Source organism: Polaribacter sp. MED152 (assembly GCF_000152945.2).
In the GTDB taxonomy this organism is placed as follows: Bacteria; Bacteroidota; Bacteroidia; order Flavobacteriales; family Flavobacteriaceae; genus Polaribacter.
On record NC_020830.1, the window covers coordinates 2,020,931 to 2,044,931 of the forward strand.

The 24,001-nt window shown below is 30.1% G+C and carries 24 protein-coding genes; 18 read left to right on the forward strand and 6 right to left on the reverse strand.

What is annotated here, in order from left to right:
* Positions 1–3: 3 nt before the first annotated feature.
* On the reverse strand, positions 4–1,035 hold the full coding sequence (locus MED152_RS08930; protein WP_015481541.1) for a helix-turn-helix transcriptional regulator: 1,032 nt from the start codon (positions 1,033–1,035) through the stop codon (positions 4–6).
* Between the two features lie 140 nt (positions 1,036–1,175).
* On the opposite strand from MED152_RS08930, the gene MED152_RS08935 reads away from it, so the two are divergent.
* From MED152_RS08935 to MED152_RS09000, 14 genes are all read left to right on the forward strand, one after another.
* Positions 1,176–1,757 carry a HupE/UreJ family protein gene (locus MED152_RS08935; RefSeq protein WP_015481542.1) on the forward strand — a complete coding sequence of 194 codons (582 nt, stop codon included), beginning with the start codon at positions 1,176–1,178 and terminating at the stop codon, positions 1,755–1,757.
* A gap of 58 nt (positions 1,758–1,815) precedes the next feature.
* A complete protein-coding gene (locus MED152_RS08940) occupies positions 1,816–2,241 on the forward strand; it encodes a dCMP deaminase family protein (protein ID WP_015481543.1) in 426 nt (141 codons plus the stop codon).
* Entirely contained in the window at positions 2,234–3,805 is a 1,572-nt protein-coding gene (locus MED152_RS08945; RefSeq protein ID WP_015481544.1) for a S41 family peptidase, read from the forward strand. The genes MED152_RS08940 and MED152_RS08945 overlap by 8 nt, the downstream gene beginning before the upstream one ends.
* Before the next feature lie 15 nt (positions 3,806–3,820).
* A complete protein-coding gene (locus tag MED152_RS08950) occupies positions 3,821–4,585 on the forward strand; it encodes a UDP-2,3-diacylglucosamine diphosphatase (RefSeq protein WP_015481545.1) in 765 nt (254 codons plus the stop codon).
* Positions 4,586–4,703: 118 nt separating this feature from the next.
* Complete coding sequence (locus MED152_RS08955; protein ID WP_015481546.1) at positions 4,704–5,693, forward strand: MoxR family ATPase; 990 nt, start codon at positions 4,704–4,706, stop codon at positions 5,691–5,693.
* Between the two features lie 58 nt (positions 5,694–5,751).
* A complete protein-coding gene (locus MED152_RS08960) occupies positions 5,752–6,621 on the forward strand; it encodes a DUF58 domain-containing protein (RefSeq protein ID WP_015481547.1) in 870 nt (289 codons plus the stop codon).
* An 8-nt stretch (positions 6,622–6,629) separates the two neighbouring features.
* Positions 6,630–7,544 (forward strand): BatD family protein, encoded by a 915-nt coding sequence (locus MED152_RS08965; protein WP_015481548.1) that lies wholly within the window; start codon positions 6,630–6,632, stop codon positions 7,542–7,544.
* Positions 7,531–8,538 carry a VWA domain-containing protein gene (locus tag MED152_RS08970; RefSeq protein ID WP_041383958.1) on the forward strand — a complete coding sequence of 336 codons (1,008 nt, stop codon included), beginning with the start codon at positions 7,531–7,533 and terminating at the stop codon, positions 8,536–8,538. Before MED152_RS08965 ends, MED152_RS08970 begins: the two co-directional genes overlap by 14 nt.
* Entirely contained in the window at positions 8,539–9,588 is a 1,050-nt protein-coding gene (locus MED152_RS08975; RefSeq protein ID WP_015481550.1) for a VWA domain-containing protein, read from the forward strand.
* 1 nt (position 9,589) lies between these two features.
* Positions 9,590–10,417, forward strand: a complete 828-nt coding sequence (locus tag MED152_RS08980) for a tetratricopeptide repeat protein (protein WP_041383962.1) — start codon at positions 9,590–9,592, stop codon at positions 10,415–10,417.
* A 21-nt stretch (positions 10,418–10,438) separates the two neighbouring features.
* Positions 10,439–12,202 (forward strand): BatD family protein, encoded by a 1,764-nt coding sequence (locus MED152_RS08985; protein ID WP_015481552.1) that lies wholly within the window; start codon positions 10,439–10,441, stop codon positions 12,200–12,202.
* Position 12,203: 1 nt separating this feature from the next.
* Entirely contained in the window at positions 12,204–12,962 is a 759-nt protein-coding gene (locus tag MED152_RS08990) for a tetratricopeptide repeat protein (protein ID WP_015481553.1), read from the forward strand.
* A gap of 138 nt (positions 12,963–13,100) precedes the next feature.
* The gene (locus tag MED152_RS08995; protein ID WP_015481554.1) at positions 13,101–14,678 is read left to right on the forward strand and encodes a SulP family inorganic anion transporter; all 1,578 of its coding nucleotides are present in this window, start codon (positions 13,101–13,103) and stop codon (positions 14,676–14,678) included.
* A 7-nt stretch (positions 14,679–14,685) separates the two neighbouring features.
* A complete protein-coding gene (locus MED152_RS09000; protein WP_015481555.1) occupies positions 14,686–15,315 on the forward strand; it encodes a carbonic anhydrase family protein in 630 nt (209 codons plus the stop codon).
* A 60-nt stretch (positions 15,316–15,375) separates the two neighbouring features.
* On the opposite strand, the gene MED152_RS09005 is transcribed toward MED152_RS09000, so the two are convergent.
* Positions 15,376–15,894: a CvpA family protein gene (locus MED152_RS09005; protein WP_015481556.1), complete on the reverse strand. Its 519-nt coding sequence runs from the start codon at positions 15,892–15,894 to the stop codon at positions 15,376–15,378.
* Between the two features lie 80 nt (positions 15,895–15,974).
* On the opposite strand from MED152_RS09005, the gene MED152_RS09010 reads away from it, so the two are divergent.
* Positions 15,975–16,328 (forward strand): hypothetical protein, encoded by a 354-nt coding sequence (locus MED152_RS09010; RefSeq protein WP_015481557.1) that lies wholly within the window; start codon positions 15,975–15,977, stop codon positions 16,326–16,328.
* A gap of 3 nt (positions 16,329–16,331) precedes the next feature.
* Here the strand turns inward: MED152_RS09010 and MED152_RS09015 are convergent, their stop codons facing one another.
* On the reverse strand, positions 16,332–17,126 hold the full coding sequence (locus MED152_RS09015; RefSeq protein ID WP_015481558.1) for an SDR family oxidoreductase: 795 nt from the start codon (positions 17,124–17,126) through the stop codon (positions 16,332–16,334).
* A 98-nt stretch (positions 17,127–17,224) separates the two neighbouring features.
* Between MED152_RS09015 and MED152_RS09020 the strand changes: the two genes are divergently transcribed.
* On the forward strand, positions 17,225–18,595 hold the full coding sequence (locus tag MED152_RS09020) for a TlpA disulfide reductase family protein (RefSeq protein WP_015481559.1): 1,371 nt from the start codon (positions 17,225–17,227) through the stop codon (positions 18,593–18,595).
* Here the strand turns inward: MED152_RS09020 and MED152_RS09025 are convergent.
* Positions 18,592–18,951: a YraN family protein gene (locus MED152_RS09025; RefSeq protein ID WP_015481560.1), complete on the reverse strand. Its 360-nt coding sequence runs from the start codon at positions 18,949–18,951 to the stop codon at positions 18,592–18,594. The genes MED152_RS09020 and MED152_RS09025 overlap by 4 nt on opposite strands.
* A 38-nt stretch (positions 18,952–18,989) precedes the next feature.
* Here MED152_RS09025 and MED152_RS09030 point away from each other — a divergent pair, with 38 nt between their 5' ends.
* Positions 18,990–20,165, forward strand: coding sequence for an AraC family transcriptional regulator (locus tag MED152_RS09030; RefSeq protein ID WP_015481561.1), 1,176 nt, complete (start codon positions 18,990–18,992; stop codon positions 20,163–20,165).
* Between the two features lie 77 nt (positions 20,166–20,242).
* The gene (locus tag MED152_RS09035; RefSeq protein WP_015481562.1) at positions 20,243–22,357 is read left to right on the forward strand and encodes a serine hydrolase; all 2,115 of its coding nucleotides are present in this window, start codon (positions 20,243–20,245) and stop codon (positions 22,355–22,357) included.
* On the opposite strand, the gene MED152_RS09040 is transcribed toward MED152_RS09035, so the two are convergent.
* Both MED152_RS09040 and MED152_RS09045 read right to left on the reverse strand, forming a co-directional pair.
* Positions 22,354–23,337, reverse strand: a complete 984-nt coding sequence (locus tag MED152_RS09040; RefSeq protein WP_148284810.1) for an LD-carboxypeptidase — start codon at positions 23,335–23,337, stop codon at positions 22,354–22,356. The two genes, MED152_RS09035 and MED152_RS09040, sit on opposite strands and share 4 nt — an antisense overlap.
* Positions 23,327–23,944 carry a hypothetical protein gene (locus tag MED152_RS09045; RefSeq protein ID WP_015481564.1) on the reverse strand — a complete coding sequence of 206 codons (618 nt, stop codon included), beginning with the start codon at positions 23,942–23,944 and terminating at the stop codon, positions 23,327–23,329. The genes MED152_RS09040 and MED152_RS09045 overlap by 11 nt, the downstream gene beginning before the upstream one ends.
* Between the last annotated feature and the right edge of the window lie 57 nt (positions 23,945–24,001).

Consider the following 24,001-nt stretch of genomic DNA (forward strand, 5'->3'; position numbering starts at 1 on the left):
ACTTTAGTAAAATCTAATTTTAGAAAGCTTAGAATCTCTATAATTAGATGGTGTTACTCCATATCTTTCTTTAAATGTTTTCGATAGATAACTATTGCTTCTTATACCCAACTCATGTGCAATTTCTGCCATAGACATTCTTGTAGTTTCCAATAGAATACGAGCTTGATTTAATCTTTTATTTCTTGTAAAATCGTTTACAGAACACTTATAATAGGTTTGAAAAAGCTTTTGCAATTTACTTTCAGAAACAAAATTACGCCTTGCAATTTCCTCGATAGTTGGTAAATTGTTTAGGTTGTTTACAATAAAATCAGAAATTTCTAAAACAGTATCTACTTCATCAGCAGCTAATTCATCTTCACAATCATCACACTTTCTACCCATGTATTGCTCTAAAGTATTAGACAATAGAGTGTAGGTAATTCCCTCTTTATATAAAGATCCTATAAAACCTTCTTTAGAATTGGTTATGATTTTTTTTATTTGATCAAACTCTTCTGCACCAAAAGGATATGTATAAAAGAAAGGATTAATTGCTTTAACATCTCTTAAAAGCTCTGTTAAATCATCACCCAAATCAAACTTAAAACTTTTTAATTTGTGTTCAAATAAGGTTCTGTTTAGTTCAATACTAAAAAAGTGAATGTTTTTTTCTTTCGGAATTTTAAATGTATGCACCTTTTCTATAGAGCTACCAATTATTGCTCCACTATATTTATTAATGCCTTCAAACTCACTTTCGTTATTAAATTTATGATAGAAAGTATCACCTAAATTGAAGATAAATTTTAAGGGATTTACCTTATGTTTTTGCATTTTAATAATAAAATCCTCACTTAAATTATAGTCTGTATCTATAATACCTAAACCAGATGCAAATTGAGTAGCTTCTATTTTTCCAGATCCAAATTCTTCAGGGACAGTTACTTTGGTATTGTTGTGTTCTTCCACATAAAGAGCGTGCATGCTCTTTGCCATTTCTTTAACAATTTCTTCTACAAAAAGGTCTTCAACAACTAGTTTTTGAGTCATTTTTAAGGTCTAATTTAAAACGCAATATACGTTTTTCAATATACTTTTTAAACTAGGTGTAAGTTTTAAAAAAATAACCAGATTGCACTTTTACTTTTGTTGATTTCAATATATTTGATGCTCATAAAATAACTCTCCCTATGAACGATTTTGTTTTGTATTTTAAAATGGGTTTAACCCATGTTTTAGATTTTGCTGCTTACGATCACATTTTATTTTTAATTGTATTGGCTGTTGTTTTTAGCTTTAGACAATGGCAAAAAGTATTATGGCTAGTTACGTTATTTACTATTGGGCATTCAATTACCTTAGCACTATCAGCATATAAAATAGTTCAATTTCCTATAGATATAATTGAGTTTTTAATACCATTAACCATTTTTATTACAGGGTTTATTAATGTTGTATTTATAAAAAATACAGGAGCAAAAAACGGTTCTTTAAACCTAATATTTGCTTTGTTTTTTGGCCTAATTCATGGTTTAGGTTTCTCTAATTATTTTAAAATGATGATTGGCCAAGAAGAAGACAAATTAATGCCACTTTTAGAATTTGCTTTAGGTATTGAAGCAGCACAAATTATAATTGTTTTAGGTATTTTAATACTAGGTGCTATTTTTCAAGGCCTTTTTAAAGTTTCTAAAAGAGATTGGGTTATGGTAACATCCTCTATTGTAATTGGTTTTGCTATTCAAATGATGATTGATAGAGTTTTCTGGTAGATTAAAAATTGTCTTATAATTAACGTTCAGTTTCTGTAAATCTCATTATTTTCGTGATATGACAGAAAAGAAACAATTAAAATATGATAAAGCCTATTTAAGAATGGCTTTAGAATGGGGTAAACTGTCTCATTGCAAACGCAAACAAGTAGGTGCCTTAATTGTAAAAGATAGAATGATAATTTCAGATGGCTTCAATGGAACTCCTACTGGTTTCGATAATTGTTGTGAAGACGAAAATGGCGCAACAAAATGGGAAGTTTTGCATGCAGAAGCCAATGCTATTTTAAAAGTAGCTTCCTCTACACAATCTGCTAAAAATGCAACCTTATATATTACACTATCACCTTGTACACAATGCAGTAAATTAATTCATCAAGCAGGTATTAAAAGGGTTGTTTATGCAAATGCCTATAAAGATCCTTCAGGCTTAGATTTCTTAAAAAAGGCTGGTGTTTCATTAACCTATTTGCCTTATGAATAAAAATAACTTACCAATATATTTTGCAATTGCTTTGGTTCTTGGAATACTAATTGGTGTATTTTTTGGAGGAGATGCAAAAGACTTATTATCATTTTCGGAAGGAAACAAACAAGAGCAAAAAATAAAAAAACTCATCAATTTCATAGAAAAAGACTATGTAGATGATGTAAATACAGATGATTTATTAGATGGAGCTATAACTCAAATGTTGGGCAAATTAGACCCACATTCTGTGTACATACCAAAAGAAAATTTGCAGGCAGTTACAGAAAGCATGCAAGGTAATTTTGTGGGTATTGGTGTACAGTTTAGAATGATAAAAGATTCTATTACAGTAATTCAACCTATTAAAGGAGGCCCAAGTATAAAAGCTGGTATAAAAGCTGGAGACCGAATTCTAATGGCTAATTCAGACACTTTATTTGGTAAAAATCTTAGAACTGGTTCTGTACCAAAATACTTAAAAGGAAAACCAAATACAGATGTTTCTTTGCAAGTTTATAGAAAAAGCAACGATTCACTTTTCAATGTAAACATCACCAGAGGAAAAGTAAACATTAAAAGTGTAGATTTGGCCTATATGATTAACGATTCTGTGGGATACATCAAGTTAGATCGTTTTGCAAGAAATACCTACACCGAATTTAAAACCTCTTTAAACCAGTTAAAAAAGAAAGGAATGACCGATCTTGTTTTAGACCTTAGAGGAAATGGAGGTGGTTTCATAGAAATAGCAAACAGAATAATAGATGAGTTTTTAGAAAGTGATAAACTCATGGTATTTACAAAAGACAATAAAGAACAGGTAGAAAATTTTTATGCAACTTCTATGGGTGCTTTTGAAAATGGTGGTTTATATGTTTTAATAGATGAAAACTCAGCATCAGCCTCAGAAATTGTAGCAGGGGCTTTACAAGATAATGATAAAGGTACCATTATTGGTAGAAGGTCTTTTGGTAAAGGTTTAGTGCAAATAGAAATGGATTTAGGTGATGGTTCTGCAGTTCGTTTAACCACTGCAAGGTATTACACACCAACTGGTAGATCTATACAAAAACCGTATTCTGGCAATGGTAATAAGAGTTATTTTAAAGATTATCAGCAACGAGTTTTAAGTGGAGAATTGTTAAGTAAAGACAGTATTAAAGTAGTAGATTCTTTGCAATACAAAACACCAAAAGGTAAAATCGTTTATGGTGGAGGAGGAATTATACCCGATGTTTTTGTAGCAATAGATACAACCTCTAGAATGACTAATTTCTACTTTAACACCATCAATAATTTTGCTTTTGATTATGTAGATGAAAATAGAAAAGAATTAAATGAATGGACTATTGATGCTTTTGTGCAAGAATTTGATGCCAATGATGAAGTTTATGAAAGTTATTTATCATCCATAAAAGACAAAGTAACTCCCTCTTTTAGAACAGAACAAACCATAAAACCCTATTTAAAAGCATCTATAGCAAACGTACTTTTTGGCGATGTTGGTTTTTACAGAATTATGCATCAAGATGATAAAATGCTACAAAAAGTCTTGGAGTTGGAAAGTAAAAAGGAATAGCTTTTCTTTGTAAGAATGATTTCTATAACAACATCAAAAAATAAGAAAGTTTACTTTGCTTCAGATCAGCATTTAGGAGCACCAACAACAGCTTTAAGTTTGCCTCGCGAAAAGAAGTTTGTAGCTTGGTTAAATGAAATAAAAGATAGTGCAGAAGCTATTTTTTTGATGGGTGATTTGTTCGATTTTTGGTTCGAATATAAAACAGTAGTACCAAAAGGGTTTGTGCGTGTATTAGGAAAGCTAGCAGAAATTTCAGATGCTGGCACACCCATTTATTTCTTTGTAGGTAATCATGATTTATGGATGAAAGATTACTTTAAAGAAGAATTAAACATTACTGTTTATCATAAGCCACAAGAATTTTTAATCAATAATAAAAAGTTTTATATTGGTCATGGAGATGGTTTAGGACCTGGAGATAAAGGGTATAAGCGAATGAAAAAAGTATTCACTTTTCCTTTATTTAAATGGATGTTTCAATGGCTTCATCCAGATTTGGGTGTTAAATTAGGGCAATACATGTCTGTAAAAAACAAAATGATTTCTGGTGATGAAGATGCAAAGTATTTAGGAGATGACAATGAATGGTTAGTGCAGTATTGCAAAAGAAAATTAACTCAAAATCATTACGATTATTTTGTATTTGGGCATAGGCACTTACCTTTAGAAATAAAATTACAAGAAAACAGCAAATACATAAATCTTGGAGATTGGATACAATATTTTACATTTGGTGCTTTCGATTCAGCTACATTTCGTTTAGAAAAATTTAACTGAAAGCCCTGTCATTACTAATAAATTGGCCAAAATCTTTAACCTTGTTTTAACAGATAAATTTTGTTAAAATTGTAGTTTTGTTTTTCAGAAAAAATTAATAATCAATTCGTATACTATAATGGACGTAGATGTTAGAGCAATTAACGAGAAAATAGAAAGAGAAAGTGCTTTCATAGACATTCTTACTTTAGAAATGAATAAAGTAATTGTGGGTCAAAAACAAATGATAGAAAGTTTGTTAATTGGTTTGTTAGGTAATGGTCATATTCTTTTAGAAGGTGTGCCTGGTTTAGCAAAAACTTTAGCTATTAATACACTATCTAAAGCTGTACAAGGCTCTTTTAGTAGAGTACAATTTACGCCAGATTTATTACCTGCAGATGTTGTTGGTACCATGATTTATAATATGAAAGAGAATGATTTTTCTATTAAAAAAGGACCAATATTCGCAAATTTTGTCTTAGCAGATGAAATTAACAGAGCACCTGCAAAAGTGCAGTCTGCTTTATTAGAAGCCATGCAAGAGCGCCAAATTACTATTGGAGATACTACTTTTAAATTAGATGAACCATTTTTAGTAATGGCAACTCAGAATCCAGTAGAGCAAGAAGGTACTTATCCTTTACCAGAAGCACAAGTAGATAGATTTATGCTAAAGGTGGTTATAGATTATCCAAAAATTCAAGATGAGCAAGTTATTATGCGTCAGAATTTGAGTGGAGGTTTTTCTAAAGTAAACCCTGTAATTTCAGTAGAGCAAATTAACAGAGCAAGAGAAGTTGTGAATGAGGTGTATATGGATGAGAAAATAGAAAAGTACATTTTAGATATCATCTTTGCAACACGTTACCCAGAAAAATACAACCTACCAAATTTAAAAGATTTAATAAGTTTTGGAGCATCACCAAGAGGTAGTATCAACCTAGCAAAAGCTGCTAAATGTTATGCCTTTATTAAAAGAAGAGGTTATGTAATTCCAGAAGATGTTAGAGCTGTTGTAGGCGATGTTTTACGTCATAGAATTGGTATTACTTACGAAGCAGAAGCAGAAAATGTAACCTCAGTAGAAATCATCAATCAAATTATTAACGAAGTAGAAGTACCTTAGAATTAGCTCTTAGCGTTTAGCAAAAATCAAAAAAGCAAAAAGCCAATAGCTTATAAAAATGGATACAAAAGAAATACTTAAGAAAGTTCGTAAAATAGAAATTAAGACAAAACGTTTGTCTAATGATATTTTTGGAGGTGAATACCATTCATCTTTTAAAGGACGAGGTATGACTTTTTCTGAAGTTCGTCAATACCAGTTTGGAGATGATGTTAGAACCATAGATTGGAATGTTACAGCACGTTATAACGAACCTTATGTAAAGGTTTTTGAAGAAGAACGTGAGTTAACCATGCTATTAATGGTAGATGTTTCAGGGTCAGAATTTTTTGGTACAACCAATCAATTTAAAAAAGACACCATTACAGAAATTGCTGCAACACTAGCCTTTTCTGCAACTCAAAACAATGATAAAGTTGGTTTGGTTTTATTTTCCGATGATATAGAGCTATACATTCCTCCTAAAAAAGGAAAAAGTCATGTTCTTAGAATCATTAGAGAATTAATTGAGTTTAAGCCTAAAAGTAAAAAAACCAATATTTCAGTAGCCTTAAAGTTTTTATCTAGTGTTTTAAAGAAAAGAGCAATTGTTTTTATGTTATCAGATTTTATGGATGATGATTACGAAAAAACGGCAAAGATTGCTGCCAAGAAACACGATTTAACAGGCATAAGAGTGTATGACAAACACGATGAAGAAATTCCGAATTTAGGAATGGTACCAATGTTAGATTCAGAAACAGGTACAATACAGTATGTAAATACATCATCTAAAACAACCAGAAATAACTATAAAGCAAACGCTTTAAGATTAACAGATTATTACACCAATACTTTTCAAAGAAGTGGTGCAGGTACTATTAACACTAGGGTTGATGAAAGTTATGTAAAAAAGTTATTGGGATATTTTAAACATAAAGGAAGATAGTTTAGAGCATGAAAAAACACATTTTATATATTTTTTTATGGATATCTGCCATTGGTTTTTCACAAACCTCAATGGTAAGTGCAGATATAGAAACCTCTAATATTAGAATTGGTGAACAGTTTAGTTACAAAATTGTAATTAATGAAACCGAAAACGTAATTTTGCCTAAGTTAGAACTTCAAGGTTTAGAAGTTATCGATTCTGCTAAGGTTGATACTATCAACAACAAGTTAATTCAAAAGTATATTTTAACAGGTTTCGATAGTGGAGCATATTACATTCCACAGCAACAAATATTCATTAAAAACCAAGCATACTTAACAGATTCTTTATTAATAAATGTAGCTACAGTAGCTGTAGACACAACTCAAATAAAGAAATACCCAATTAAATCCATTAAAAAAGAACCTTTTGTTTTTGATGATTTTAAAATATACATCTACCTTTTAATTGCTGCCTTACTAATTATAGGTTTCTGGATTTACTGGTTTGTTATTAGAAAAAGAAAAACACAAGAGGAAGAGCCAACTTACAGAGCATTGCCTCCATATGAAGAGGCTATGTATAGGCTGAATGAGTTAGATGAAAAATTGCTTTGGCAGAATAACAAAACCAAACAATATTATAGTGAGTTAACAGAAATTATTCGTGGTTATATAGAGCGTGAACTTAAAGTACCTGCTTTAGAAAAAACATCAGATGAAATTATAGAAACTTTAAAAGATTTTTACGATGCTAAAACCATTAGAACATCACAAGCAACAATTCAAAAGTTAAAAGAGCTATTCCAAGAAGCAGATTTAGTAAAATTTGCAAAATCGAAACCTTTAGCTTTAGAAATTGAAGAAGACAGAAAAGATGCAGAAGCTATTGTTGGCGACTTAAAACCTAAAATTATTAGCAAAGATGATGAATTGGAGTAATTTTGAGTTTCTAAACCCAGAGTTTTTATGGTTGCTAATTCTAATTCCGCTATTAGCATTATGGTACTTTTTTGTACGCAAAAAAGATGCTGCAGTATTAACAGTGCCAAGTATAAAAGGCTTTAAAACCAAAGCCTCTTTCTTAGCGAAGTTAAAGCCAATTTTATATGTTTTTAGATTATTGGCCTTAGCAGCAATAATTGTTGCACTTGCAAGACCTAGAAATGTATCTGTAAGCAAAAGAACTAAAACAAATAGAGGAATAGATATTGTTATGGCTATAGATGTTTCTGCAAGTATGTTGGCTAGAGATTTAAAGCCAAACAGACTAGAAGCTTTAAAAAAGGTAGCCGTAGATTTTGTAGATAGAAGACCAAATGATAGAATTGGTATCGTAGTTTATGCAGGAGAAAGTTTTACGCAAACACCAATTACTAGTGATAAAACCATTGTAAAAAGAACCATAAATCGTTTGCAATGGGGTCAATTAGAAGGTGGTACTGCAATTGGTATGGGTTTAGGTTCTAGGGTTAATAGATTAAAAGATAGTAAAGCCAAAAGCAAGGTTATTATTTTACTTACAGATGGTGTAAATAATGCAGGGAATATAGACCCTACAACAGCAACAGAATTAGCAAAAGAATTGGGCATTAAAGTTTATACAATTGGTATTGGTACAAATGGAATGGCCGACTTTCCTTGGAGTAAAGACCCAAGAACAGGAATGTTAAACTTTAGAAAGCAACAAGTGCAAATAGATGAAGATTTGCTGAAAAATATTGCAGAAGAAACACAAGGGAAATACTTTAGAGCTACAGACAATACATCATTAAAAGAAATCTATGATGAAATTGATGCTTTAGAAAAAACAAAAATTGAAGAATTCAAATACTATAACTATCAAGAAATGTATAGAGATTTGGTATTCTTGGCCTTAGGTTTATTGATTTTAGAATTTTTATTAAGAAACACATTATTTAAGAGTTTTATTTAAATGTACAGATTAGAAGAACCAATTTATTTTTATGCATTAGCAATCATACCAGTTATGATTGTAATCTATTTGTTGGTTTTATGGTGGAAAAAAAGCACGCAGCGTAAATTCTCGAATGCAGAATTATTACAAAAAATAGCACCAAATTCTTCAGTTTTTAAATCAACATTAAAACTAATTATGTTGTTATTAGGTATTTCTTTTTTAATACTTTCTTTAGTAAACCCAAAAATGGGATCTAAACTAAAAACGGTTAAAAGAGAAGGTGTAGATGTGGTTTTTGCTCTAGACGTTTCTAAAAGTATGTTGGCAGAAGATATTGCACCAAACAGATTAGAAAAGGCAAAACAAATTATATCAAAAATTATCGATAAATTAGGCTCAGATAGAGTGGGTGTTATAATTTATGCAGGTAATTCGTATCCGCTTTTACCAATAACAACAGATCATGCAGCTGCAAATATGTTTTTGCAAAATGCGAATCCAGATATGGTTTCTAGCCAAGGAACAGCAATTAATGAGGCTTTAGAACTGGCAAAAACGTATTATAATAACGACGAACAAACCAATCGTTTTTTAGTAATTATTTCTGATGGAGAAGATCATCAAGAAGAAACAAAACAAGTGGCACAAAATTTGTCTAATGATGGTGTAAAGATCTATACTATTGGTGTTGGTACAGAAAAAGGTGGCCCAATTCCTATGCGTTTAAATGGTTCTATGATTGGTTATAAAAAAGACAATCAAGGAGAAACTGTGATAACAAAATTAACGCCAGATGTTTTAGAAGATATTGCAGATGCAGGAAATGGAAGATATGTGAATGGTAACGTTACAGAAACTCCAGTAAATATAATTTCTGAAGTTATTGCTAATGCTCAGAAAAATGAATTTGAAACCAAACAATTTTCTGATTATAAAGACCAATTTCAATGGTTTTTAGGAGCAGGTATTCTATTTTTATTGCTAGATATTTTCTTATTCGATAAGAAAACAAAATGGTTAAGAAAAGTAGATTTGTTTAATGAAGAAAAGATTAAAAACAAATAATATGAAAACGTATTTAAAAATAACAATGCTCTTTTTGATGCTGTTTTCTATCAACGAAATAACAGCACAAAAAGATTCTACAGCTTTACAACGTAAAGCCAGAAGTATGGTTAGGCAAGGCAATGAATTGTACCAAAACAAGCAATATACAGATGCTTCTGTTGCCTATAAAAAAGCACTAAGTAACAGCTCTTATTATGATAAAGCCAGTTACAATTTAGGTAATGCTTTGTATCAAAGTAAAAACTTTAAAGAAGCCTTGCCTCAATATGAATTAACTGCAAAAACAGCAGAAGATAAACTTACTAAAGCACAAGCTTATCACAATATTGGTAATGCACATATGGAAACCAAAAATTATCAAGGTGCTGTAGATGCTTACAAAAATTCGTTAAGAAACAACCCTACAGATGATGAAACTCGTTATAATTTAGCTGTAGCTCAAAAATTGTTAGACAAAGAAAATCAACAAAATAAAGACGATAAAAACAAGGATAACAAGGATAAGAAAGATCAAAAAGACCAAGATAAAGATCAAAAAGACGATCAAAATAAAGATCAAGACAAAGACAAGAAAGAGGGTGATGATAAGGATAAGAAAGATGACAAAGATGGTGAAGGAGATAAAGACAAAGACAAGAATCAAGATCCTAAAAAAGACGATAAAAAAGATCAAAATAAAAAGCCTAAACCACAGCAAGGAAAAATGTCTCCTCAGCAAATTAAGCAGTTGTTAGAAAGCTTAAATAATGAAGAAAAGAAGACACAAAAGAAAATGAATGCTAAAAAGGCGAAAGGCAAAAAAACAAAACAAGAGAAAGATTGGTAAAACTAGCAATTTAGAAAGACGATGAAGTTGAGATTTTACATATCACTATTTATAACCTTATGCACACTATCTGTTGCTGCTCAAAAAGCAGAGCTAAGTGTTGCTGTAAGCAAGAATAAGTTAGGCTTAAATCAGCGTTTACGAATTGAATATTCTATAAATAAACAAGGTGCAGATAACTTTAAGGCCCCAGATTTTACAGGGTTTGATGTTATTCAAGGGCCAAGCCAATCTGTGAGTCAATCTTGGATTAATGGTAAAGTAAGTTTTTCTCAATCTTATTCTTACATCTTAAAACCCAAAAGAAGAGGAGAATTAATTATACAGCCTGCAAGTATTAAAATTAATGGTAGCACAATAGATTCTAAAATGATGAAAATCATTGTAACAGAACCTATTGCAACTCCAGATAATCCTAATGATCCAGATTATATTGCTGAACAGAACATACATTTAGTTGCAGAGATTTCAAAATCTAGACCTTATGTAGGTGAAGGTATTTATGTAGAATACAGATTGTATGTTAGCGAAAATGTAAGTGTTTACGATACGTCTGTAACAGAAGCACCTCAGTACAATGGTTTCTGGAATCAAGAAATTAAAATAAACGGTTTCCCAGTAAAAATGGGAAAATACAATGGAGAAAACTATAGATATATTGTTTTACAGAAAGCACTGCTAATACCTACTAAAACTGGTAGACTTACTATAGATCCTATGAAAATGGATATTGTTATTGGTGTACCAACAGGAAGAGCAGATTTCTTTGGTAACGTAATTACAAAAAACATCAAGAAAGATTTTTCTTCTGTTAAAAAGGTAGTTCAGCCAAAAAGTTTACCATTAGAAGGTAAGCCAGAAAATTTTACAGGTGCTGTTGGTCAATTTAATTTTGAGGTTAGTTTGAGTAAAGACATCTTAAAGGCAAATGAATCATCGCAAATAAAAGTGGCCGTAAATGGTAGAGGAAACTTAAAGTTATTTGAGTTGCCAGCAGTAAAAACACCAAAAGAATTAGAAACTTATCAACCAGAAAGAAAAGAAAGCGTTAGAATAACTAGCAATGGTTTGTCTGGTTCTTTCTCAGACACCTATACTGTTGTTCCTCAATACAAAGGAAAATACAAGTTACCAGATATTTCATTTTCTTATTTCGATCCTAAGACAGAACAATACAATACCATCAATACAGATGATTTATATGTAGATGTTTTAGAAGGTAAAGAGCTAATTACAACAACAGAAAATACAGCTGTGCAGCAGAAAAACGTAGTTTCTTCTGGTAAAAGTTTTAGGTACATACAAACTAAAACAGAATTAGAAATAAAAGACGATAGCGATTTTTATCAATCTAACCTTTTCTATATTCTACTAATTTTACCATTATTATTCATTCCACTTGCTATTTTAATTGGTAAGAATAATGAGAAGAGAAGAAGCGATGTTGTTGGTTTACGTTTAAGAAAAGCAGAGAAATTGGCTAAGAAATACTTGTCTGAAGCCCAAAAACAATTGGGTAAAAAAGAAGCTTTTTATGAGGCTTTAGAACGTGCATTGCACAATTACCTTAAAGCAAAATTAGGTGTGGAAACTGCAGATATTAGTAAAGAAAATATTACGTTAATTTTAGAAAAGAGAGCAATTAGTGATGCTACCATAAAGCAGTTTATAGATGTTTTAAAAGCTTCTGATTTTGCAAGATATACACCTGTTACAGATACAGAAATGAAACAGGAGTATGAAAGAGCCAAAAAAGTAATCGTTGAATTAGATAAACAGTTATAAGATGAAGAAAATCCTATTTTTATTACTGCTAGTTGCTAATGTATTTTATGCTCAAGATGAGCAAAAGATATTCGAATCTGCGAATGAAATGTACAAACAGCAGAATTATGAAAAAGCGATTGAATTTTACAAAACTTTAGAAAAACGCAACTTAGTTTCTTCAGAGTTATTTTACAACATTGGTAATGCACATTACAAATTAAATGAGGTTGGGCCTGCTATTTTCTATTATGAAAAAGCATTGCAATTAGACCCAGATAATGAAGATGTAAAAAACAATTTGGTATTTGCGAAAAGGTTGGCTTTAGATACTATAGAAGAATTACCAAAAACATTCTTTCAAAAAATTAATAGTAATTATTTTCAACAATTATCTTACAATGAATGGGCTATAGCAGTTATAATCTTTGCCTTTTTAGGAAGCATTTTATTCTTACTATTTTATTTTTCTAACAAACCTGGTACCAAACGATTTTTCTTTATTTTTAGCATGTTTAGCTACTTACTTTTAATCATCACTTTTGTTATTACTATCAACCAACATTCTTTAGCAGGCAAAAGTAAAATTGCTATTGTGTTTGCAGAAGAAACAGAGGTTATGAATGCGCCTACTTTAAATTCAGAAGAGTTATTTACTTTGCATGAAGGTACTAAGGTTACTGTTTTAGACAGAGTTGATAATTGGAAAAAAATTAAGTTAGCAGATGGCAAAATTGGCTGGATCATAGCTAACGAAATTAAAGAGTTAGACGAAATATAATTTTCAATTTCACTTAGAAATATCTTTTTCTTTTTATATTGCATTGTTTCCAGTACATGGATACAAAAATCAATCAATCAAAAAACTTCTCTCGATTTACGATATCGATATAAGTTTATTTAATACAAAGTAAAATTTATGTTTAAGTATTTAAAGAATGATTTACCTGCAAGTGTTGTAGTCTTTTTTGTGGCTTTACCTCTTTGTTTAGGTATAGCTTTAGCAAGTGGTGCACCCTTATTCTCTGGTTTAATAGCAGGTATTGTTGGTGGAATTGTTGTTGGTGCATTATCTGGTTCTAAAATTGGTGTTAGTGGGCCTGCAGCAGGTTTAGCAGCAATTGTTTTAACTGCCATTGGTACTTTAGGAGGTTATGAAAACTTTTTAGTAGCAGTAGTTATAGGTGGTGTAATTCAACTTATTTTTGGAGTTTTAAAAGCAGGTATTATTGGATATTATTTTCCATCATCTGTAATTAAAGGGATGTTAACTGGTATTGGTATCATCATTATTTTAAAACAAATTCCACACTTTTTTGGTTATGATGCAGATCCTGAAGGAGATTTTGCATTTTTTCAGGTTGATGGAGAAAACACATTTTCAGAAATTTTTAAATCGATTAATAACATTAGCTTAGGGTCTACTATTGTTGGACTTGTAGGTTTAGGTATATTAATTCTATGGAGCAATGTTTTATCTAAAAAAGGAAAGATTTTTCAATTAATTCAAGGGCCATTAGTGGCTGTAGTTTTTGGTATTGTTTATTACATATTTACAGATTCTACTTCTAAATTTGGTATCAGTTCAGAGCATTTAGTAAGTGTTCCTGTTCCTGATAGTTTCGATTCATTTTTAGGCCAATTTAGTTTTCCAAATTTTGCAGCAATAACAAATCCGCAAATTTGGGTAGTTGGTTTTACAATTGCATTGGTAGCAAGTTTAGAAACATTATTATGTGTGGAAGCAACAGATAAATTAGATCCGCACAAAAATGTAACACCTACTAATAGAGAATTATTAGCACAAGGAACAGGTAATATACTATCTGGTTTAATTGGTGGTTTACCTGTAACACAAGTAATTGTAAGAAGTTCTGCAAACATTCAATCTGGAGGAAGAACCAAGTTATCTGCAATATTTCACGGGTTTTTATTATTGATTTCAGTAATATTAATCCCTACTTTATTAAATAAAATTCCACTTTCTGTACTAGCAGCAATTTTATTAGTTGTTGGTTATAAGTTAGCTAAACCAGCATTATTTAAAAAAATGTGGGATTTAGGCTGGAAACAATTCATTCCATTTACAGTAACAGTTGTGGGTATTGTGTTTACAGATTTACTAGTGGGTATCGCTTTAGGTTTAGCAGTAGGTATTGTTATCATCTTAATTAAGAGCTTCCAAAACTCACACTTTTTGCATATTGAAGATAAAAGTGATGGTAAAAACAGAATTAAAATGACGCTTGCAGAGCAAGTAACTTTCTTTAATAAAGGTGCTATTTTAAACGAGTTAGATAGTTTGCCAGAAAACACCTATTTAGAATTAGATGTTAGAAAAACAATCTATCTAGATAATGATATCGTCGAAATTTTAGAAGATTTTGCAGTAAAAGCAAAAGAAAGACATATAGACATTAAAATCATTTCAGAGAGAGGAATTGTAGAAAACCCAGACAGTTTTATAGAGTTCTTTAAATTGGAAAAAAAATCATAAAAATAGCATGAGAAATACAGCCATAAATAAACAAGTACAAGACAATTTAACTCCTGATGATGTTTTATCTGATTTGTTAGCAGGTAATGAACGTTTTATAAATAACGAATTAGATGAGGTTTCTCATTTAGATTTGGTGCAACAAACAACAACGGGTCAATACCCAAAAGCAGTGGTACTTTCGTGTATAGACTCTAGAGTTCCTGTAGAGCAGGTTTTTGATCAAGCAATTGGCGATGTTTTTGTGGCTAGAGTTGCTGGTAATTTCGAAAATGAAGATATTTTAGGTAGTTTAGAATATTCTTGTGCAGTTGCTGGTAGTAAATTGGTGATGGTATTAGGTCATGAAAGTTGTGGTGCTGTAAAGGCTGCTTGTGATGATGTTAAGTTAGGTAACATAACTCATTTGCTTTCTAATATTATGCCAGCTGTTAAAAAATCGGCAAAAGAAATAGATGGTGATACTACCTCTGCAAACCCAAAGTTTGTAGCCAAAACAGTAGAGAATAACGTACTTTTAACTATTGATAGAATTAGAGAAAGAAGCGAAATTTTAGCAGATTTAGAAAGTTCTGACTCAATTAAAATTGTTGGTGGTGTATACTCACTGCAAACAGGTAAGGTAACAATGTTGTAGTAAATAAAAACAACAAAATAATAGATAAGCTGAGAATAATCTCAGCTTTTTTTATGCCTATTATTTACCTTTAATAAACTTTAAGGAAGGATTATCTTCATCCATTATAGATGGTATAAGTGTGGGTATAATTGATTTTATAGGATAAAACATTACAGACTCCTCTAACATTTCCTCTTCTACAAAAGGTATGGTTTTGTTAAATTTATCAAACAATAAAAAGATTACACTTAAAATGAAAGACCATTTTAAGGCACCAAAAATGGCACCAAGTATTTTATTTAATAAACCTAAAGCAGTAATATCTGCTAGTTTGGTAAGTAATTTACCTACAAAAATTACAGCAAGGACTACAGCTAAAAAAGTAACTGCAAAAGCTACAATTTTATTGGTTTGATGAGACCATTCTAAAACAGAATCATTCAGAGCATATTCTATGTAATACGAATAATGTATAGCACAAAAAACGCCTGCAATTATAGCCACTAAAGATGCAATTGCAGCAAACAGCCCAGTCATAAAACCTCTTACAGCTGCAAAAAGTAATATTACAATGATTATAATATCAATTACATTCATGGTTTATAATTTATGTAAATCTACAGTATATTTTATCAAATTAAAAATGCGCATTGTATCTTTGCATTATAATTCTAGAAATGATAAAAGAGAATACTTTAAAAGAAAAATGGAGTCTTTTAGTAAGCAGATTATCTGCTGATTTTGCAGATGGAGATGAGCTAAATGTAGATGGTATTATCTATTTAATAGGTGTTCAAGAATTAGGGCAAGGACATAGGGCGTTTAAAAAAGACGAGAAAATGAACCTAATGCACATTGCCATTTGTAAATTACTAGAACCTTATGGCTATTATGAATTTGATTATTTTGATGATGATGGCTGGCCTCATTACAAAATACTTACAGATTTACCTAACCTAAAACCAGGTGAGCAAACTGTTTTAATGAAAGAAGCCATTGTAACTTATTTTGAAATTTTAGAATATTTTTAAGTTCTAGGTTACACTCATTTTACGAATCATTACAGAAAATACCTTAGGCATCCAGCGTTTTACGTAAACCCCTAATTTTTCTTTGGCACCAGAAATATAAACTTCTTCTTTTTTCCTTAGTACAGCTTTCGCCATTAATTTTGCAAAACGATCTGGCTGAATACCATTTGCAGTGGCATTATCCATTTTATTTTGTGGAGATCCATCTCCTGTTAGCGCATTTTTAGAAATATTGGTGTTTACAAAACCAGGGCAAACTAAAGTTACAGCAATATTATCGTTAAAATGTTCCGCTCTTAAACTATCGTAAAAACCATGCAAAGCGTGCTTACTTGCTGCATAGCTAGATCTTAATGGTGTACCTATTTTACCAACAATACTCGTTGTAATTACAAATTGCCCACTCTTATTGGCAATAAAATGTGGTAATAAAGCTTTTGCCAATGCTACATTGCCCAGATAATTAATATCCATTATTCTTTTATCTACCTCTATTTCTGTGTCTTTCACTAAAGAACGCTGACTAATACCACCATTATTTACCAAAACATCAATTTTACCAAAAGCTGAAATTGCTGTATTAGTAACCTCTTGTAAATTGGTATAATCTTCCAAATCTAAGGGTATCACTTTTACCTTATTTGGATCTTTACAGGCCATTTTTACCTTTTCTAAATCCTGTTTATTTCTAGAAGATAAAATTAATTGTGCATTCTGTTTTGCTAGTTCAATTGCTAACGCTTTTCCTATTCCAGAAGATGCTCCAGTTACCCAAATTGTCTTATCAGAAAAACTCATTCTTATATATTTAACGTTACAATATACCTATTTAAAAAGAGAAATGGTATTTTTGGTATGCTTCTTGAAAAAAATTATACAAACGTAAATTAATTAAAATGGTAAAGAGAATTCTTCTATTGCTGCTATTTGCTAGTACTTATATGCATGCTCAACATTCTGTAACAGGAGTTATGAGCCCTAAATTAGAATCAGATTGGCTAATTTTATACAAGTTAGAAGGTACTAAACAAGTGTTTGTAAATAATACAAAGATAAAAGCTGATAGTGCTTTAATAGGGGGCAAGCAAGAAGCTATTGGTAGATTTCAAATTCAGTTGCCAGCAAATGCAAAACCAGGAGTTTACAGAGCTACTTACAGATTAGAAGGTGCAGGTTTTGTAGATTTTTATTATAATAATGAAGACGTTACTTTTATTTTTAATCCAGAATATCCTCAAGAATCGATTGCATTTTCTGATAGTGAAGAAAACAAACTGTATCAAGAATATTTAGTTGATATTTCTAAGGCGCAACAAAAATTAGATAGTATTCAAGTTGCTGTTTTGCAAGATTCAACATTAAAAATGGCAGAGGCCTACAAAGCTGCTTTTCAAAATTTAAATAGCTTACAAAACAAGTATGAAAACCTTTCAAAAAACAAATACGTAGCTCCAGTAATTAAAGCTAGTTTAAGAGTTAATTCACCAACAATTTTAAATTCGGTTAATAAATATTTATCAAGTATTAAAAGTACCTTTTTTGATCGTTTAGATTTTTCGAACCAAACCTTAAGAAACTCATCATTTTTAACCAATAGAATTTTAGATTACATTTTTTACATCAATTATTCAGATGATTTACAAGAACAAAAAAATCTGCATAAAAAGTCTATAACCACTGTACTTTCTAAGATATCAGATCAAAAATATAAAAGGGATATTATAGTATTTTTAATAGATCAATTTGAATCTTCTAAGAACATAGCTATTATAGATTATCTATTTAAAGAACATTATAATAAGTTGCCAATTGCATTGCAAGATGCTAAGTTTAAAAAAGAAAAAGAAGCTTTATTTGCTACAGAAATAGGTAGAACAGCACCCGATTTTTCATGGACAGAAAATGGAAAATCAACAAAACTTTCTAATTTAAACGATGCAGAGAATTATGTATTGGTATTTTGGAGTACAAGCTGTTCTCATTGTTTAAGAGAAATTCCTCAACTGCATATGTATATGAAAAGTAAACCTGCTGTTAAAGTGGTAGCTTTTGCTTTAGAGAATGATTCTTTTGTTTGGGAGACCTACAAGAAAGCAAATTTACGTGGTTGGCATAATGTGTTAGGCTTAAAAAAGTGGGAAAATAAAGTAGCCAGAACTTACCAAATAAATGCAACCCCTACTTATTTTGTTTTAGATAAAAACAAAAAAATTATTGCCAAACCTAATGATATAGATGATGTTAAATCTTTCTTAGAAAAGCTTTAGAAGTGTAAAAAAGCATTTTCGATATGCTCTATTTTAGTTTCGTTTTTATTACAAATTATTGCTATAATATCAAAACGAACCTCAACATCTAAATCAGCATTAGTTACATAGAAATCTATTGCAGAAAGTAATAGTTTTATTTTCTTCGGATTTACAAAATCTTGAGGATTGCCAAAGTACGCAGACGTTCTGGTTTTTACTTCAACAGCAATAAGGATGTCATTTTTTTGGGCAATAATATCTACTTCTGCTTTTAAATATCTATAATTTTTTTCAAGAATAGTATACCCATTTTCCCGCAAAAAAGAAGTAGCAAGTTGCTCACCTTTTTTACCCAATTCATTATGTTGTGCCATTGTGTGAATTTACAATTATTTACTTATTTTTAAGCCCTATGGATTTTCCCTTTGCTTTTGGCCAAAAAAGTTCGCTGCTTTTAATTTTCTTTTTTCACGGAATTGTATTTTCTTTTTTATTAGCAAGAAAAGGAATTCTCTATAAAAACAAAGCAAGCAAATGGTTAAGCTTTTTTTTGTTTTTGTGTGCACTTTATATTTCTCCTTACATGTTGGGCTATGCCAATTGGTATTCTAATAAAATAACAAGAGAAATTTTGTTTTTTGTGCCTTTTATGCAAGTCTTATTAATTGGTCCAGTAATTTATTTTTACACAAAAACGCTATTAAACAATCAATTTAAAATTGCCAAAAAAGATTGGATTCATTTTATTCCTGCAATTTTGTATTTGCTTTATAGCTTGATTGTTTTTATTACTGATAAACTCATTTTAGACGAATTCTATTTTTATGCAGATGGTAGAGATAAAGATTTGGCAAATTGGTATCAAATAGTAGGCGTAATTTCTATGAGTTTTTACCTGATTTTTAGTTTAAAACACTATGCAAATTACAAAAAACTAGTATTTGAAAAGGTAAGTTTTGCTGATTCTATTTTGTTTCAATGGATACAAAACTTCCTCATTGCTTTTTTAAGCATTTTAATTTTACGCGTTCTCTTATTTATATTAAATCCAGAATGGGGCGAATTTGGAAGCCAGTTTTGGCATTATATTGTGTTTTCAATCGTTGTTTTTTACATTTCCATTAATGGATATGCAAATGCAGTTAAAATGTCTTTTTTGGGTGATATAAATTCAGAAAGCGTTGCAATTTTCTCTGAATCAATAATTGAAGAAAAACCAAAACAAGAAACCATTAATCAAAAAGAAATTGAGTTTTGGAAACAGAAAATTTTACAGCTAATTGAAAAAGAAAAGATATACACAAACGCCAAATTAACACTTTCTGATGTATCTAAATTGTTAGAAACAACACCTAAAACTATTTCTAAAAGTATCAATTCAGGATTTGAGATGAATTTTAATGATTTTATCAATAAGTTTAGAATTGAAGCTGTAAAAGAAAAATTAGAAAAAGGAGAACATAAAAAATCAACTTTATTATGCATCGCTTTTGATTGTGGCTTCAATAGCAAAGCGACTTTTAACAGAGCTTTTAAAAAAAGCACAGGTTTATCACCCAAAGATTATTTACAAAACATGAGCTCGTAAATTGGTCTCAAATCAAGATTTGAAGCGATTCAGCTTGATATTCATCTCATCTTTGCATCAAAATAAATATCATATCAATGAAAACTAAAATTCTATTTGTTGCACTTTTAATTTCAACATTTTTAAACGCTCAAGAAAATAAAATTACTAAAATTGATTCGATAGTAAATGCTAAAGTGAAACCAAATCATCCTGGAATTGCAGTCGGAATTGTTAAAGATGGAACTATCATCTATGAGAAATATTTGGGTTTAGCCAATTTGCAACATCAAGTAAAATTTGACGAAAAAACAAGATCGAACATTGCATCAACCGCAAAACAATTTACGGCTTTAATGATTTTAGATTTATCTATAAAAGAAAAATTGAGTTTAGAAGATGATATCAGAAAATACCTAACGAAACTATATCCAACAGTAAAAGAGAAAATAAAAATTAGAAACTTATTGAATCATACCAGTGGAATTCGAGATTATGTAGAATTATTGGATTTAGATGGTGCTGTTTGGTGGCAAAGGTTTGGCTTAGATAATGATGATGTTTTGGAGATGTTAAAAAATCAAGAAGATTTGGGATTTCAACCAAGCTCAAAATACAGTTATAGTAATTCAAACTATATTGTTCTTACCAAGATTATTGAAAAAATAACCGGTAAAACATTTAATGAATATTCTAAAAGTTTCTTTGAAAATTTAGGAATGAACGAAACTTCTTTTGTAGAAAGATATATGAAAGTAATTCCTAACAGAGCAAACCCTTATTCAGATTGGGGAAGAGGCGAATGGTGGGAAGTGCCAACCGTTACCAAAACGAATGGTGAAGGTTTTCTGTTTACGACGTTAAAAGATCAGTTGACTTATGAGATTGCCGTTCAAAATGCAAATTATAACAATAATGTTTTGCTAATTGAAAGTCAAAAACCGATTTCTAATAGTAAAATTAAAACCTACGGTTTTGGTTTAGAATTAAAAGATAAACTAGGCAGAAAATCGGTACATCATTCAGGAGGAACTTACGGATTTCACTCACAAACGTATCGATTTCCAGAAGAAAAACTAACCATTTTTGCAATGAGTAATAATGGTAACATTAGCACCAATTTAATTGCACAAAGTATCGCTAAATTGTTGCTTCCAAAGTCGACCGAAAAACCGAAATATGATTCTAAATTTTATGAAGCTAAGAGCATAAAAAATGAGGTTACTGTTTTAGGAAAATATACCTATCCTAATGAAAATAGTGTTGTAGAAATTCTACAGAAAAACGGAAAAACATTTTGGAAAGAGAAAAATTTTACTGTAGAAATGGTTTCTGAAAGTAAAAACACATTTTCTTTCACAAATAATCCAGAATTAAAAGTTGTTTTTTATCAAGATAAAATGACAGAATATTATGCTTCAGGAAAAACGATGCATTATAAAAGAATCAATACTTTACCAGTTTTACTTTATGATTTAGAAGGATTAACAGGTAATTATTATAATAAAGAATTAGCTATAAATTTTGATTTAAAATTGACAAAAGAGAATAAATTAAAATTTAAACTTTCTACCAATAAAGATTCTAATGATGTTGAAATTTATAATAGAAAATATATGCAATCAGATAACTTTTTTCTGAAAATAGTTAAAGATCAATTTGATAGAGTTACTGAAATACTACTCACATATGGTAGAGCTAAAAATATAAGATTCAGAAAGAAAACAAATCTAAAATTTCAACCAAAAATTAAAACCGAAAATGGTTCTATAAACGTTACTACAATTGGTTCAAGAAAAGGAAATTCATCCCAAATTTTATTGACAAAAAATTATGAAAATGGAAATGAAATTTGGTTTAAAAAATTTGGTGGAAAAAGTTATGATAAAGCCAATTCAATTTTAGCAACAAACGATGGTTATTTAATTATTGGCTCCACAAGTTCTTATGGAAATGGTAATTATGATATGTATGTAATTAAAACTAATAAAAAAGGTAAGAAAATTTGGCAAAATACATATGGTGATTTTTATAACGAATATGGCTATTTTGCAGAAAAAACTTCAACTGGCTTCTTGATTAAAGGAACCAAACAAAATTGCACATCAAATTCAGATATTAATAGAAAATGCACCACCAATGTTTGGTTTGTTAATATTGATAAAAATGGGAAAGAGGTTTCTAATAAAATTTTAGAGCAAATAAAAGACTAGTTAAAAACTAGGTTTACATCTTCCATATCTTCTTCAACTTTTACTTTTCTGCCAAAAATTAAAGCTCTATTATCTGCTTCATGGCCTGCAGGAAAATCAAATATAACAGGGATATCATTGGGTATTGCATCTAAAATAAGTTGTTCTATAGAACTGCCCCATTTTGTAGAGTTTTTTTTGATTAAAGACATGTCTCCAACTACAACAGCCTTCAATTTATTAAAATAGCCAGCTCTTTTTAGGCTTTGTAACATTCTATCGATAGCATATTTATATTCACCAATTTCTTCTATGAATAGTATTTTATTATCTGTATTCATTTGACTCTTAGAACCCAACATAGAAGCTTGTATAGCCAAATTACCTCCTAACATTTTGCCTTCAATTTTAGATAAACCTAAAGTTCTGTTGTAGCTAGAATTAGGTATGGTGTAAGACAATTTATCACCAAAAAGAGCATTTTTAAAACTAGCAATGGTTTCAATAATTTCTTCAGGTTTTTCCTCTAAACTTGTAGCCATCATTGCATGTAAGGTTTCTACACCTAGTGCATTTACGTGATTATGAAAGGCAGTAATATCAGAATACCCAATAATCCATTTAGGATGTTGTTTAAATTTAGTAAAGTCTAATAAATCTAATATTCGAACAGAACCATAACCACCTCTTGCAGCCCAAATTGCTTTTATAGAAGCATTATCTAGGGCATCTTGAAAATCTTGACATCTTTCAATATCTGTTCCAGCAAAATGATTGTTATTATTATAAATATTCTTACCAATAAGTACATGTAAACCCCAATTCTCAGCAAGTTTTTTAGCTTTTAAAATAGTTGCTTGCCTATTTTTTAAAATACCTGCAGGTGCAACAATTGCAATAGTGTCTCCTTTCTGTAAATAAGGTGGACTTACTAATTTTTCTTGAGCTTGAAAAACTGTACAAACTATTAGAATTAAAAAGGTAATTATCTTATTCTTCATCATTATAAATTTTATGCCAACCTAATCCAAAGGTTAGCCCTAATCCAACATAGGATCTTTTGGCAATATTTGCATGTAGTTTAAAACCAATAGACCTGCCAAAACTAGTGGGTTTACCAACAGGAATTAAACCATATAAAACTCTAAAACGTCGCTTTTTATTTTTAAACCAACTTATTCCAACTTCAACTAGAAATCCAAAGTAATTTAAAGCTAAATTATCATTTTCAAAGTTTTTATCATAAGTAGCAAAAGAAATTCCTCCAGAAAAATAATATGAGAATCCCTCTTCAATATATCTCTTACCATATAATAAAGAATATTCTGTCATTGTTTCACTTTCTATATTATAAGGGAATATTAGAAAAAAATCTATTTTTTTTATATTAATAACTTGTAATGTTCGAAATGTAAATAGATTGTTTTTTTTCTGATAGTTTACAGAACCACCTACAGTAAACCCTTTAACAAAGCCATTTGAATAACCTAAACTGAAATCACCAAAAATAATAGGGTTAAGTTTCGTATATAAACTATCTATATTTTCTTGCGCTTTTATCGATGAAAAAATTACTAAGAAAATTACAAGAGGTAATTGTTTCATCATTTAAAAAGGTATTCGTTAATTAGATAACTATTTTAAAAAGTAGACCATAGTAAATGT